The sequence below is a fragment of the Micromonospora pallida genome, from assembly GCF_900090325.1.
Taxonomy (GTDB): domain Bacteria; phylum Actinomycetota; class Actinomycetes; order Mycobacteriales; family Micromonosporaceae; genus Micromonospora; species Micromonospora pallida.
Genome location: NZ_FMHW01000002.1, coordinates 2477068 through 2493127, shown reverse-complemented (window position 1 = coordinate 2493127; position 16060 = coordinate 2477068). Strand labels below are relative to the sequence as shown.

The following is a 16060-nucleotide window of genomic DNA, read 5'->3' as shown; positions in this document are numbered from 1 at the left end:
GGGTCAACACAGGGAGAGTGCGGTCCATGGCTGACGAGGCGAAGCTTCTCGACTACCTCAAGCGGGTCACCGCCGACCTGCACCAGGTGCGGCAGCGCCTGCGCGAGGTGGAGGCCGGCGAGCAGGAACCCGTCGCCATCGTCGCCATGAGCTGCCGTTTCCCCGGCGGGGTGCGGTCGCCGGAGGACCTGTGGGAGGTGGTGGCGTCCGGCCGGGACGTCATCTCCGACTTCCCCGAGGACCGGGGCTGGGACCTCGCCTCCCTGTACGACAGCGACCCGGAACAGAGCGGCACGTCGTACACCCGGCAGGGCGGCTTCGTCCACGACCTGGCCGACTTCGACCCCGGCTTCTTCGCGATCTCCCCGCGCGAGGCCCTCGCGATGGACCCGCAGCAGCGCTGGTTGCTGGAGACCTCCTGGGAGGTCTTCGAGCGGGCCGGCATCGACCCGCACTCGCTGCGCGGCAGCCGCACCGGCGTCTTCGCCGGCAGCACTGGCCAGGACTACGGCGGCGTGCTCATGGGCGCCGCGCAGGGCCTGGAGGGTCACCTGATGACCGGCAACGCGGGTAGCGTCGTCTCCGGGCGGATCGCCTACACCTTCGGCCTGGAGGGGCCGGCGGTGACCATCGACACCGCCTGCTCGTCGTCCCTGGTCGCCCTGCACCTGGCCGCTCAGGCGCTGCGGCAGCAGGAGTGCACCCTCGCCGTCGTCTCCGGGGTCACCGCCATGTGCACCCCGGCCGCGTTCGTCGAGTTCTCCCGGCAGCGCGGGCTGGCCACCGACGGTCGGTGCAAGGCGTTCGCCGCCGCCGCCGACGGCACCGGCTGGTCCGAGGGTGTCGGCGTGCTGCTGCTGGAGCGGCTCTCCGACGCCAAGCGCAACGGCCATCCGATCCTCGCCGTGGTCCGGGGCAGCGCGGTCAACCAGGACGGCGCGTCCAACGGGCTGAGCGCCCCGAACGGTCCCTCCCAGCAGCGGGTCATCCAACAGGCCCTCGCCAACGCCGGCCTCGCCGCCGGCGGGGTGGACGTGGTCGAGGCGCACGGCACCGGCACCCGGCTCGGTGACCCGATCGAGGCACAGGCGCTGCTCGCCACGTACGGGCAGGACCGGGGCGACGCCGCGCCGCTGCTGCTCGGCTCGGTCAAGTCGAACATCGGCCACGCGCAGGCCGCCGCCGGTGTCGCCGGGGTGATCAAGATGGTGATGGCGATGCGACACGGCATCGTCCCGCCCACCCTGCACGTGGACGCCCCGACGCCCGAGGTGGACTGGGACGCGGGTGCCGTCGAGCTGGTCACCGAGGCCACCCCGTGGCCAGCGGTCGACCGGCCGCGCCGCTCGGCGGTGTCGTCGTTCGGGGTGTCCGGCACCAACGCCCACACCATCCTCGAAGCGGCCCCGGAGCCCGAGGCCGTCCCGGCCGAGGCGATCACCACCGTCGAGCAGCCGGTCGTACCGGTGGCGGTGTCGGCCCGTGAGACCGCCGCGCTCGCCGCCCAGGCCGGCCGCTGGGCCGCCTGGCTGGACGCCGACCCCGCCCTGCGCCCGCTGGACGTGGCGTTCTCCTCGGCCACCGCGCAGGCCAGCCTGGACAGCCGGGCCGTGGTGGCCGCCACCGGCCGCGACGACCTGCTGGCGGGGCTGCGGGCCCTCGCGGCGGGCGAGCCGTCCAATGCGGTGGTCACCGGTCGGGTGACCGGACCGGGTCCGCTCGCGGTGCTCTTCTCCGGCCAGGGCGCGCAGCGTGCCGGCATGGGCCGCGAGCTGTACGCGACGTTCCCGGTCTTCGTCGCCGCCCTGGACGAGGTCTGCGGTCACCTCGACCCGCTGCTGCCGCAGCCGTTGAGGACCGTCCTGTTCGCCGAGCCGGGTACGCCCGAGGCGGAGCTGCTGGACCAGACCGTGTTCACCCAGGCCGGTCTCTTCGCGGTCGAGGTGGCCCTGTTCCGCCTCGTCCAGTCGTTCGGTGTGGTGCCGGATCTCGTCGGTGGCCACTCCATCGGTGAGATCACCGCCGCGCACGTCGCGGGTGTGCTCTCCCTGGCGGACGCGTGCGCACTGGTCGCGGCGCGGGGTCGGCTGATGCAGGCCCTGCCGACCGGCGGTGGCATGCTGGCCGTCAACGCCGCCGAGGCGGACGTGCTGTCGACCCTGGACGGGCTGACCGACCGGGTCGGCGTCGCCGCAGTCAACGGCCCGACCTCCGTGGTCGTCTCCGGCGCTGTCGACGCGCTCGACGACATCGAGCGGGTCTGGCGGGACCGGGGCGCCCGCACCCGCCGGCTCACCGTCAGCCACGCCTTCCACAGCCCGCTGATGGAGCCGATGCTCGCCGAGTTCCGGGCCGTCGTCGCGGGGCTTGCGTTCACCGCGCCGACGCTGCCCGTGGTGTCGAACCTGACCGGGGAGCTCGCCGACGCCGACGAGATCCGCAACCCGGACTACTGGGTGCGGCACGTCCGGGAGGCGGTCCGGTACGCCGACGGGGTAGCCGCGCTGCGCGCCGCTGGTGCCGGCACCTTCCTGGAGGTCGGCCCGCAGAGCGTGCTGACCGCTATGACCGCCGACGCCCTCCCGGACGACGCCGATGTCCTCGCCGTCGCCGCCCAGCGCAAGGACCGGACCGAGGTCGCCGGCCTGCTGGCGGCCCTGGCCGAACTGCACGTCCACGGTGTCCCGGTGACCTGGGCCCCGTGGTTCGCCCACACCGGCGCGCGCCGTGTCGACCTGCCCACGTATGCCTTCCAACACCAGCGGTACTGGCCCGAGTCGGGCGCCGGCTGGACCGGCGACGTCACCGCCGTCGGCCTGCGCCCCGCCAAGCACCCCCTGCTCGGCGCGGCCGTCGGCGTCGCCCACGCCGGGGGTTTCCTGTTCACCGGACGGCTCGCCCGGCACACCCACCCGTGGATCGCCGACCACGTCGTCTTCGACACCGTGCTGCTGCCCGGCACCGGTTTCGTCGAACTCGCCCTCCAAGCCGGGGCACACGTCGGCGCCGACCACGTCCGCGAGCTGACCCTGGAGGCGCCGCTCATCCTGCCGGAGACCGGCGGCGTCGACATCCAGCTCTGGATCGGCCCTGCCGACGAGGCCGGCTGCCGTTCCGTGTCGCTGCACTCCGCCCCGGATAGCGAACCGGCCGAGGGCACCGCCGAACGGGCGTGGACCCGCAACGCCAGCGGCGTCCTCGCCAGCGGCCCGGCGAACCCCGGTGGGGCACCCGGCTGGGCCGACCTGACCGTCTGGCCGCCGCCGGGCGCGACCGAGGTGGGCACCGACGACCTGTATCTCAACCTCGCCGCCCAGGGCTACGACTATGGCCCGTCCTTCATCGCGCTGCGTTCCGCCTGGCGGCGCGGCGACGACCTCTTCGCCGAGCTGGCCCTGCCCGAGACGCCCGCCGCCGAGGCCGGCGGGTACGGGCTGCACCCCGCCCTGCTCGACGCGGCCCTGCACACCCTCGGCCTCGCCACCGCCACCGGCACCCCCTCCGGCGCGGACGTACCCCCGGGCTACGGGCGGCTGCCGTTCTCCTGGAACGACATCGACCTGCACGCCGCCGGGGCCGCCGCCGCCCGGGTCCGGCTCCGGCACACCGGCAGTGACAGCGTCTCCCTGCTCCTCACCGACGTCACCGGCGCGCCGATCATCTCGGTCGGCTCGCTCGTGCTGCGGCCGGTCTCCGCCGACCAGCTCCGCACGGCCGGTGGCGGCACCGAGTCGCTGTACCGGATCGAGTGGGCCCCGCTGACCGCGCCCGTCGGTCCGACCACCGCCGCCTGGGCGGTGGTCGACGACGCCACCGACCTCGTCGACGCGGTCGCCGCCACCGGGACCGCCGTGGCGGCGTACCCTTCCCTGGCCGATCTGGGTGCGGCGCTGGCCGACGGGACGGACGTACCCGGCGTGCTGGTCGTGCCGTTCCTGCACCCACCAGCCGCCACGGACGTGCCGCGCGCGGTTGCCGAGGCGACCCACCGGGCGCTCGCCGTCCTCCAGCAGTTCCTTGCCGACGACCGGTACGCCGCGTCCACGATGGTCGTGCTGACCCGGGGTGCCGTGGCCACCGACCAGGCCACCGACCTGACCGATCTGGCCGGCGCGGCGATCATCGGTCTGGTCCGCTCCGCGCAGTCGGAGAACCCCGACCGGTTCCTCCTCGTTGACGTGGACGACGTGGCCGGGTCCGCCGCCACCCTCGTCGCCGCCGTCGGCACCGACGAACCGCAGGTCGTGATCCGCTCCGGCGTCGCCGCCGGAGCCCGGCTCACCCGGGTACCGCCGACGATCGAGCCTCCCGCCACCCCGTTCGACGGCGAGGGGACCGTCCTCATCACCGGCGCCACCGGCACCCTCGGCCAGTTGATGAGCCGGCACCTGGTGACGCGGTACGGCGTCCGACACCTGGTCCTCACCAGCCGGCGCGGCCGGGCCGCCACCGGGGTCGCCGAGCTCTGCGCCGACCTGGAGGCGTTCGGCGTCACCGTCACCGTCGCCGCCTGCGACGTCGCCGACCGGAATGCGGTCGGCGAGCTGCTCGCCGGTATCCCCGACGCCCACCCGCTCACTGCCGTCATCCACGCCGCCGGCATCCGTGACGACGGCGTCATCTCCTCGCTTACCCCGGAGCGGATGGACGACGTCCTGCGCCCCAAGGTCGACGCGGCCTGGAACCTGCACGAGCTGACCGCCGACCTCGATCTGAAGGCGTTTGTCTCGTACTCGTCGCTTGCCGCCACCGCGGGTGGCCCCGGTCAGGGCAACTACGCCGCCGCCAACGCCTTCCTCGACGGTCTGGCCCACCACCGCCGGGCGCACGGCCGCGCCGCGCTCACCCTCGCCTGGGGCCTCTGGGCCGATCGCAGCGGCATGACCACCGAGCTGGACGACGTCCACCTCAACCGGATCTCCCGCTCCGGCGTCGCCGCGATGGAGGCCGAGGAGGGCCTGGCCCTCTTCGACGCCGCCTGCCACACCACCGACGCCGCGCTGGTGCCCGCCCGCCTTGACCTGGCCGCGATGAAGGCCCAGTTCGCCGGGGGCAGCATCCCGCCGCTGTACCGGGCCCTGATCCGTCTGCCCCGCAGCGCGGCGGCCACCACCGGTCAGTCGCTGGTGCAGCAGCTCGCCGCACTCGGCGACACCGACCGGGTCAACGCGCTCGTCGAGATCGTCCGGGGGCAGGCCGCCGCCGTGCTCGGCTACCCCGATCCGGCCGCCATCGAACCGCGCCGTGCGTTCAACGAGTTCGGCTTCGACTCGCTCACCGCCGTCGAGATGCGCAACCGGCTCAACAACGCCTTCGGTATGCGCCTGCCGGCCACCCTGGTCTTCGACTACCCCAGCCCGTGGGACCTGGCCGTCCACCTCGGCACCGAGATCGCCGGCACGCCCGTCCCGGTCCGGCCGGCGACCACCACCGTGCCGATACGCGACGACGAACCGCTGGCGATCATCGGCATGGCCTGCCGGATGCCCGGCGGGGTCCGCTCCCCGGAGGACCTGTGGCGGCTCGTCGCCGACGGCGTCGACGCCATCTCCGACCTGCCCACCGACCGGGGCTGGGACCTCGACTCGCTCTACAACCCCGACCCGGACGCCCCCGGCACCTTCTACGCCCGGGGCGGCGGCTTCCTCACCGGCGTCGACCAGTTCGACTCCGCGTTCTTCGGCATCTCGCCGCGCGAGGCCCTGGCCATGGACCCGCAGCAGCGGCTGCTGCTGGAAACCACCTGGGAGACCTTCGAGTCCGCCGGCATCGACCCGGCCACCGTGCGCGGCAGCAGCACCGGCGTCTTCGTCGGCACCAGCGGCCAGGACTACAGCAACCTGGTCGCGTACGCGGGGGAGGGCACCGAGGGGTACGCGCTGACCGGCCTCACCAGCAGCGTCATCTCCGGCCGGGTCGCCTACACGTTCGGGCTGGAGGGACCGGCGGTCTCGCTGGACACCGCCTGCTCCTCGTCCCTGGTCGCCCTGCACTGGGCCGGCCAGGCGCTGCGCAGCGGCGAGTGCGACATGGCCCTCGCCGGCGGCGTGATGGTGATGACCACGCCGACCGCGTTCGTCGAGTTCTCCCGGCAGCGGGGCCTGGCCGCCGACGGTCGGTGCAAGTCGTTCGCCGCGTCGGCGGACGGCACCGGCTGGTCCGAGGGCGTCGGCATGCTGCTGGTGGAGCGGCTCTCCGATGCCCGTCGCAACGGGCACCGGGTTCTCGCCGTGGTGCGGGCCTCGGCCATCAACCAGGACGGCGCATCGAACGGTCTGACCGCGCCGAACGGCCCGTCGCAGCAGCGGGTGATTCGGCAGGCCCTCGCCTCCGCCGGCCTCGGTAGCGCCGACGTGGACGTGGTCGAGGCGCACGGCACGGGCACGACCCTGGGCGACCCGATCGAGGCACAGGCCCTGCTCGCCACGTACGGGCAGGGCCGGCCGGGCGACCGGCCGCTGCTGCTCGGGTCGATCAAGTCGAACATCGGGCACGCGCAGGCGGCTGCGGGTGTGGCGGGTGTGATCAAGCTGGTGCAGGCGATGCGGCACGGGGTGGTGCCGGCGTCGTTGCACGTGGACGAGCCGTCGCCGCACATCGACTGGTCGGCGGGCGCGGTGGAGTTGGTGACGCAGGCGCGGGCGTGGCCGGTGGTGGGTCGGCCGCGTCGGGCGGCGGTGTCGTCGTTCGGCATTTCCGGCACGAACGCCCACGTGATCATCGAGCAGGCCGACGAACCGGTCGACGGGGCTGTCCAGACCAACGAACCGGCGGGCCTGGCGCCCGACGCGCGCGTGGCCGTCTGGCCGCTGTCCGCCCGCACGAAGACCTCCCTGGCCGGCCAGGCCGCCCGGCTCGCCGACCACGTCCGCACGCACGGCGACGTGGACCCGGCAGCGGTCGGCTGGTCCCTGGCGACCACCCGCGCCACCCTCGACCAACGCGCCGCCGTCGTCGGCGCGGACGTCGAGGAACTGCTGTCCGGGCTGGAGGCCCTGGCCGAGGGGATTCCGGCCGGCAACGTCGTCGCCGGCCTCGCCGGTCCGTCGGCTGGTCCGGTGTTCGTGTTCCCGGGGCAGGGCGCGCAGTCGGCGGGTATGGCGGCGGGTCTGGTGGGTCGGGTTCCGGTGTTCGACGCGAAGCTCGCCGAGTGTCAGCGGGCGCTCGCGCCACACCTGGACGTCGACCTGGTTTCCGTGTTGACCGGTGACGACGAGTCGTGGTTGGACCGGGTCGAGGTCGTCCAGCCGGTGCTGTGGGCGGTCGGCATCGCTCTGGCCGCCGTGTGGGAACACGCCGGCGTGTCCCCGGCGGTGGTGATCGGTCACTCGCAGGGCGAGATCGGCGCGGCCTGCGTCGCGGGGATCCTGTCCCTCGAGGATGCGGCGAAGACCGTCGCCCTGCGCTCCCGTGCCCTTGCCGTCCTGCGGGGTACGGGTGCGATGGCGTCGGTGGACCTGTCCGCCGATGCGGTCGCGGAACGTCTGCCGGTGTTCCCCGGTGTCGGGGTGGCGGCGGTGAACGGTCCGTCGACCGTCGTGGTGTCGGGGCCGCCGCAGCCGGTGACGGATCTGGTGGCCGCCTGTCAGGCCGACGGTGTGCGCGCCCGGATCATCCCGGTGGACTACGCCTCCCACTCTCCGTCCGTGCAGGAGGTCGCCGAGCGGCTCCGGACCGACCTGGCGGACGTCGCCCCTCGGGCCGGTCACGTCCGGCTCGTCTCCACCCTCACCGGTGAGTGGGTGCTCCCGGAGAGCATGGGTGCGGACTACTGGTACGAGAACCTGCGCCGCACGGTGCTCTTCGACCCGGCCGTCCGGGTGACGGTGGCCGCCGGTCACACCACGTTCGTGGAGATCTCCCCGCATCCGGTGCTCACCATGCCGGTGACGGGGATCCTCGACGACGCCGGCGTCACCGGCCACACTCTTGGCACGTTGCGGCGGGGTGAGGACGACGCGACCCGCCTGCTGACCAGTCTCGCCACCGCGTACACGGTCGGCCTGCCGGTCGACCTGACCAGGGTCCTCGCCGAGACGGCGACCGTCGACCTGCCCACCTACGCCTTCGAGCACCAACGCTACTGGGTCGACCTGCCCGTCGGCCCGGCCGGGGACGTCGCCTCCGCCGGACTCCAGGAGGCCGGCCACCCGCTGCTCAGCGCCACGGTGACCTTCCCGGACAACGAGCGGATGGTGTTCACCGGCCGCCTGTCGGTGCGTACCCACCCGTGGCTCGGCGAGCACCGGGTGATGAACGCGATCCTGCTGCCCGGCACCGCCTTCGTGGAACTCGCCGCCTACGCCGGTGAGCAGGCCGGCACGCCGGTGGTGGAGGAGTTGACCCTGCTCGCCCCGCTCGTCCTGCCCGAACTCGGCTCCCTCCAGGTGCAGCTCACCGTCGGTGACCGGGACACGGACGGCCGTCGTACGGTGCAGTTCCACTCCCGGCCGTACCGGGACGGCTCCGACGAGATCCTCGCCGACGTGGCCTGGACCTGCCACGCGACCGGTCTGCTCGGCCCGCGTCCGGTCGAGGCGCCCGCCTTCGACCTCGGGGTGTGGCCGCCGTCCGGCGCGACCCGCGTCGAGTCCGACGACTTCTACGCCGGCATCGAGGCGACCGTCTTCGGCTACGGCCCGGTCTTCCGAGGGCTGCGCGCCGCGTGGGTTCGTGGCGACGAGGTCTTCGCCGAGGTGGAGCTGCCCGCCGACCACCACGCCGAGGCGGGTCGGTTCGGTGTCCACCCCGCGCTGCTGGACGGCGCGTTGCAGGCCATGTCCATCGGCGGCTTCCTCGCCCGGATGGGCGACGGCGCCGACCCCGACGCCCCCCGGCTGCCGTTCGCCTGGACCGGGGTCACCCTGCTCGCCGCCGGCGCCACCGCCCTGCGGGTCCGGGTCGCCTCGGCCGGTGAGGTCGGGGTCTCCTTCCAGGTGGCCGACGCCACCGGCGCGCCCGTGCTGCACGCCGAGTCGCTGATCATGCGACGGGTCACCGGTGACGCCCTCGGGGCCGCCCGCTCCGGCCGCCACGAGTCGCTGTTCCACGTCGACTGGCCGGCGCTGCCGGTGCCCGCCGGCCCGGTGCCCGCCGCCACCGGCTGGGTGGTGGTCGGTGACGACCTGGCCCTCAGTGCCGCCTGCGAGTCGGCGGGCGTCCGGGTCCGCGCCGACCTCGCCCCGGAGACCCTCGGGGACCTGCTCGCCGGGGGCGGGTCGGCACCCGGGGCGGTGATCGTCCCGGTCGGTGGCGACGGGACCGACACGGATCCGGCACTCGCCGGACAGGCGCGGGCCACCACCCACCGCGTGCTCGCCGCCGTACGGGCCTGGCTCGCCGACGACCGGTTCGCCGACGCTCGGCTGGTGCTGGTCACCCGCGACGCCGTCGCAACGGGCGAACAGCCCGTGGTGAACCTGCGCCAGGCGCCGGTCTGGGGTCTGCTGCGCGCCGCCCAGCTGGAACACCCGAACCGGCTGCAACTGGTCGACCTCGACGGGGACCCGGACAGCACCGCCGTGCTGGCCGCCGCGATCGGGTCCGGCGAGCCGCAGGTCGCGGTACGGGCCGGCCAGGTGCGCGTACCCCGCCTCGGACGGGTGCCGGCCGGCGTGGAGCTGCTGCCCGGCGGCGTCGACCCGGACGGCACGGTGCTCGTCACCGGTGGCACCGGCGTGCTGGGCCGCCTCCTGGCCCGGCACCTCGCCACCACGCACGGCGTCCGGCACCTGCTGCTCGCCGGCCGGCGCGGTCCGGCCGCCGAGGGGATCGACGACCTGGTCGCCGAACTGGCCGCCCACGGCACGGAGGTGACCGTCGTCGCCTGCGACGCCGCCGATCCCGACGCCCTGACCGCGCTGCTCGCCGGGATCCCCACCGCGCACCCGCTCACCGCGGTGGTCCACGCGGCCGGCGTTCTCGACGACGGGGTGTTCGAGTCGATGACGCCCGAACGCCTCGACGCGGTGGCCGTACCGAAGATCGACGCGGCCTGGCACCTGCACCGGCTCACCGCCGACCGTGACCTCGCCGCCTTCGTGCTCTTCTCCTCGGCGGCGGCCACGCTGGGCAGTGCCGGACAGTCCAACTACGCGGCCGCGAACGCCTTCCTCGACGCTCTCGCCGCACACCGGCGGGCCCGGGGACTGGCCGGCATCTCCCTGGCCTGGGGCCTGTGGGCGCGGGCCAGCGGCATGACCGGTCACCTCGGTGACGCCGACGTGCGGCGGATGGCCGAACAGGGGGCGGCCGGACTCCCCACCGAGCAGGCGCTGCACCTCTTCGACGCCGCCTGGCGGCTGGACGCGGCCGCCGTCGTACCGATGCGGCTCGACGTCGGGACGCTGCGCGGACAGGCGGAGTCCGGGACCCTCGCCCCGATGCTCCGCGCTCTGGTCCGGGTGCCGCTGCGGCGTTCCGCCGACGGCACCGGTGCCGGCCCCGGCGGCGTCTCCCTCGGGCAGCGCCTGGCCGGCCTGGCCGAGCCGGAACGGCGCAAGGTGGTGCTCGACGTGGTCCGGGCGAACATCGCCGCCGTCCTCGGCCACGCCGGGGCCGACGCCATCGACCCGGGTCGGCTCTTCACCGAACTCGGCTTCGACTCGCTCACCGCCGTCGACCTCCGCAACCGGCTGAACGGCCTGTCCGGCCTCCGGCTGCCCGCCACGCTGGTCTTCGACTACCCGACGCCCACCGCGCTCGCCGAGAAGCTGGCCAGCGAGATCACCGCCGGGGAGGCCCCCTCCACGCAGCCCCTCTTCCAGGGCATCGACACCGTGGAGAGCCTGCTCACCACCATCCCGCTCGATCCGGCGACCCGGGAGCGGTTCACCACCCGGATGCGGGACCTGCTGGCCAAGGCGACTGGCCTGGCCGACGGCCCCGCCGCCGAGGAGGACCGGCCTGACCTCGAGTCGGCCAGCGACGACGAGATCTTCGACTTCATCAGCAAAGAGTTTGGAATCTCCTGAGATGACCGACCCCCGGATCGAGGCAGGTGCGGCCCGATGAGCGACGACGACAAGCTGCGGTACTTCCTCAAGCGGGTGACCGCCGATCTGCACGACACGAAGCGCAAGCTGCAGACCGTCGAGGCCCGGGACCAGGAACCTCTCGCCATCGTGTCGATGAGCTGCCGGTTCCCCGGCGGCGTCCGCTCGCCCGAGGACCTGTGGGACCTCGTCGCCGACGGCCGGGACGCCCTCACCGAGTTCCCAGACGACCGGGGCTGGGACCTGGAGTCGCTCTACGACCCCGACCCCAACAAGCCGGGCAAGAGCTACACCCGGGTGGGCGGCTTCCTCGACTCCGCCGGTGACTTCGACGCGTCCCTGTTCGGGATCTCCCCGCGCGAGGCCCTCGCGATGGACCCGCAGCAGCGACTGCTGCTGGAGACGTCCTGGGAGGCGGTCGAGCGGGCCGGCATCGACCCGCTCTCCCTGCGGGGCAGCCAGACCGGCGTCTTCGTCGGGCTCAGCACGTCCAACTACGGCATGGGTCTGCCGAACGTGCCCGAGGGCGTCGACATGTACCTCGGCACCGGCAACACCACCAGCGTCGCCTCCGGCCGGATCTCGTTCACCCTCGGTCTCAACGGCCCGGCCGTCACCGTCGACACCGCCTGCTCGTCGTCCCTGGTCGCCCTGCATCTCGCGGCCACCGCGCTGCGCCGCCGGGAGTGCGACCTGGCCATCGCCGGTGGCGTCACCGTGATGGCCACCCCCGGTGTCTTCGTCGTCTTCTCCCGGCAGCGCGGCATGTCCGTCGACGGGCGGTGCAAGGCGTTCGCGGCGGGCGCGGACGGCACCGGCTGGGGCGAGGGCGGCGGTGTGCTCGTCCTGGAGCGGCTCGCCGACGCCGAACGCAACGGCCACCCGATCCTCGCCGTGATCCGGGGCAGCGCCCTCAACCAGGACGGCGCGTCCAACGGCCTCACCGCCCCCAACGGCCCGTCCCAGCAGCGGGTGATCCGGCAGGCCCTCGCCAACGCCCGGCTCGGCACCGCCGACGTCGACATGGTGGAGGCGCACGGCACGGGCACCACCCTCGGCGACCCGATCGAGGCGCAGGCGCTGCTCGCCACCTACGGACAGGACCGCCCCGCCGACCGGCCGCTCTGGCTCGGCTCGGTGAAGTCGAACATCGGCCACACCCAGAGCGCCGCCGGCGTCGCCGGTCTGGTGAAGATGGTGATGGCGGTGCGCAACGGCGTGATGCCGGAGACCCTGCACGTCGACGCGCCGTCCCCGCACGTGGACTGGTCCGCCGGGGCGGTCTCGCTGCTCACCGAACGTCGGTCGTGGCCGGAACTGGACCGGCCCCGCCGGGGTGGTGTCTCCTCGTTCGGCGTCAGCGGCACCAACGCCCACGTGATCGTCGAGGAGTACCGGCCGTCCGGCACCACCACCGCCCCCGAGCAGGCGGACAGGGACGACACCGGAACCACCGCGTCCGCGTACCGGCCAGGTCTGGTCGCCTCGGACCTGACCGTGTGGCCGGTGTCCGCGCGGTCCCGGGGCGCGCTCGCCGGCCAGGCGGGCCGTCTGGCCATGTACGTGCGTGAGCAGGGCGACCTGGACCCGGCGGCGGTCGGCTGGTCGCTGCTGGCCACTCGGTCGACGTTCGACCAGCGGGCCGTCGTGGTCGGCGCGGACACCGACACGCTTCTCACGGGTCTGGACGCGGTGGCGTCGGGTCTGCCGGCGGGGAACGTGCTGTTGGGTGCGGCTGCGGGTTCGTCTGCCGGTCCGGTGTTCGTGTTCCCGGGTCAGGGTGCGCAGTCGGCGGGGATGGCGTCCGGTCTGGTGGGTCGGGTTCCGGTGTTCGACGCCCGGCTGGCTGAGTGTCAGCGGGCCCTCGCGCCGCACCTGGACGTCGACCTGGTCTCCGTGTTGACCGGTGACGACGGGTCGTGGTTGGAGCGGGTGGAGGTCGTCCAGCCGGTGCTGTGGGCTGTCGGCATCGCTCTGGCCGCCGTGTGGGAGCACGTGGGCGTGACTCCGGCGGTGGTGATCGGTCATTCGCAGGGTGAGATCGGCGCGGCCTGTGTTGCGGGCATCCTGAGCTTGGAGGATGCGGCGAAGACGGTGGCGTTGCGGTCGCGTGCTCTGGCGGTGTTGCGGGGTACGGGGGCGATGGCGTCGGTGGACCTGTCCGCCGATGCCGTTGCGGAGCGGCTGCCGCTGTTCGTGGGTGTGGGTGTGGCGGCGGTGAACGGCCCGTCGACCGTCGTCGTGTCGGGTCCGCCGCAGCCGGTGGCGGACCTTGTCGCGGCGTGTCAGGCCGATGGTGTGCGGGCGCGGATCATTCCGGTGGACTACGCGTCGCACTCTTCGGCGGTGCAGGAGGTCGCGGAGCAGCTCCGGACGGATCTGGCCGATGTCACGCCCCGGGCGGGGCATGTCCGGTTGGTGTCCACGCTGACCGGGGAGTGGATCGTCCCGGAGAGCATGGGTGCCGGCTACTGGTACGAGAACCTGCGGCAGACGGTGCTCTTCGACCCGGCCGTCCGCGTCGCGGTCGAGGCGGGGCACACGACGTTCGTGGAGATCTCCCCGCATCCGGTGTTGACGATGCCGGTGACCGCGATTCTGGACGATGCCGGTGTCACCGGGCACACCCTCGGTACGTTGCGGCGGGGTGAGGACGACCCGGCCCGGCTGCTGACCAGCCTGGGCACGGCATACACGATCGGTCTGCCGGTCGACCTGACCCGGGTCCTCGCCGAGACGGCGACCGTCGACCTGCCCACCTACGCCTTCGAGCACCAGCACTACTGGCTGGACGGCAGCGGCGGACTCAACCTGGAGAGCTTCGTCCAGGGTGCCACCGATCCCAGTGACGCCGGCTTCTGGACGGCGGTGGAACGCGGCGATCTGACCGCGCTCGCCGACGTGCTGGCCGCGGGGGAGATTCCCACCGACCAGGCCGTCGACGCGCTGCGGCCCGCCCTGCCGCTGCTCACCTCGTGGCGGCGGCAGCGCCGCAGGCAGTCCGACATCGACAGTTGGCGCTACCAGGACACCTGGAAGCCGCTGACCGGCGTCGCCAATCGGGGTATGGGCGGCACCTGGGTCGTGGTGATGCCGACCGGTGACATCGTCGAGCCCTGGCAGGACGCCTGCGTCGAGGCGTGCGCTGCCGCCGGCGCGAACCTCCTACCGGTTCCCGTCAGCGCCACCGACGTCGACCGTGACCTGCTCGGCAAGCTTCTGCGGGAGGCCCTCACCGCCGGTGCCGGTGCCGACGGCGGGCAGGCCGAGGTGACCGGTGTGGTGTCGCTGCTGGCCTTCGACGAACTGGTTCACCCGCTGCACCCCTCCGTGCCCGGCGGCTTCGCCGCCACCGTCGCCCTCTTCCAGGCTCTCGGCGACATCGGCCTGTCCGCCCCGATGTGGAGCGTCACCTCCGGTGCCGTCTCCGTCGGCCGCGCCGACCTCCTGCGGGCGCCGATGCAGTCGCTGGTCTGGGGCTTCGGTCGGGTCGCCGCGCTGGAGCACCCGCAACGCTGGGGTGGCCTCGTCGACCTTCCCGAGGCGGTCGAGGAACGCTCGGCCGACCTGCTCGTCGCGGCTCTTACCACCGCAGGCGAGGAGGACCAGATCGCGGTACGACCGGGCGGGGTGCTCGCCCGGCGTCTCACCCGGGTCCCGCTCGGGGACAGTCAACCCGTCAACCCGTGGGAGCCCTCCGGTACGGCCCTGGTCACCGGCGGCACCGGCGCCCTCGGCGGGCACGCCGCCCGCTGGCTGGCCCGCAGCGGAGTGGAGAACATCGTCGTCGTCAGCCGGCGGGGCATGGCCGCGCCGGGTGCACAGCAGTTGGTCGACGACATCACCGCGTTGGGAGCCCGGGCCTCCGTCGTCGCCTGCGACGCCGCAGACCGGGACGCCCTGGCCGAGCTGATCGACGGTATTCCCGCCGAGTACCCGCTCACCACGGTCGTGCACGCCTGCGCGGTGCTGGACGACGCCATGATCAACGACATCCGGATCGACCAGATCCAACGGGTTCTCCAGGCCAAGGTCGACGTCGCGTACCACCTGCACGAGCTGACCCTCGGCCTGGACCTCTCCGCGTTCGTCATGTTCTCGTCCTTCGCCGGCTCCGTGGCCAGTTCCGGTGTCGGCAACTACGCGCCGAGCAACGCCTTCCTCGACGCGCTCTCCCAGCACCGGCGCGGCCTCGGCATGCCCGCCACCTCCGTCGCCTGGGGCGCCTGGGCCGGCGGCGGCATGGCCGACGGCCCCTTCGGTGAGCTGCTGCACCGGCACGGCGTCCCGGAGATGTCCCCGGAGGCCGCGATCACCGCCCTGCACCAGGCGGTGGACCACGGCGAGCCGGCCCTCACCATCGCCGACATCGCCTGGGAGCGGTTCGCCGTCGCCTTCACCGCGACCCGTCCCGGCCCGTTGATCAGCGACCTGCCGGACGTCCGTCGGCTCCAGACCACCGAACGCGCCGGCGGTGCCGAGGTTCCCGACGGTCCCGAGTCGTTGCGGGACCGGCTCGCCGGTCTGCCCGCCGCTGATCGGATGGCCGCGCTGCTCGCGTTGGTCCGTGGTCAGGTCGCCGCCGTGCTCAACTACGCCTCGGCCGAGTCGGTCGAGGAACACCGGGCGTTCCGGGAACTGGGGTTCGACTCCGTCACTGCCGTCGAGTTGCGTAACCGGCTCGGTGTGGCGACCGGAGTGGCGCTTCCGGTCACCCTGGTCTTCGACTACCCGACGCCGACCACCCTTGCCGAGTACCTCTTCGCCGAGGTGGCGCAGGAGGACGTGGTCACCCCGACCGTGCTCCTCGACGACCTCGACCGCATCGCCGACAGCCTCGACGTGGTGGCGCGGGACGAGGCGGCCCGGGTCCGGGCCACCGTCCGCCTCCAGGCGATGCTCTCGCGGCTCGGCCAGGGCGGTGGCGGCGGCGAGATCGGCCGGCACCTCGACGACGCCACCGACGACGAACTGTTCGCGATGGTGGACAAGGACCTCGGTATCTCCTGACCCGCTCCGGCTCTCTCCCGCCACCCCCACTCCGGCTCTCTCCGTCCCCTGCGAGG

Annotated in this window: 2 protein-coding genes; both read left to right on the top strand. The window is 73.6% G+C overall.

Annotation, left to right across the window (positions count from 1 at the left end; all coding sequences use genetic code 11):
* Nucleotides 1-26 precede the first annotated feature (26 nt).
* Complete coding sequence (locus GA0074692_RS10585; protein ID WP_091642592.1) at nucleotides 27-10973, top strand: type I polyketide synthase; 10947 nt, start codon at nucleotides 27-29, stop codon at nucleotides 10971-10973.
* A gap of 36 nt (nucleotides 10974-11009) precedes the next feature.
* On the top strand, nucleotides 11010-16004 hold the full coding sequence (locus GA0074692_RS10580; RefSeq protein WP_091642587.1) for a type I polyketide synthase: 4995 nt from the start codon (nucleotides 11010-11012) through the stop codon (nucleotides 16002-16004).
* The last annotated feature ends 56 nt before the right edge of the window (nucleotides 16005-16060 follow it).

Coding starts and splice junctions, on each gene's coding strand:
- GA0074692_RS10585 (WP_091642592.1), top strand. CDS start 27: ATGGCTGACGAGGCGAAGCTTCTCGACTACCTCAAGCGGGTCACCGCC.
- GA0074692_RS10580 (WP_091642587.1), top strand. CDS start 11,010: ATGAGCGACGACGACAAGCTGCGGTACTTCCTCAAGCGGGTGACCGCC.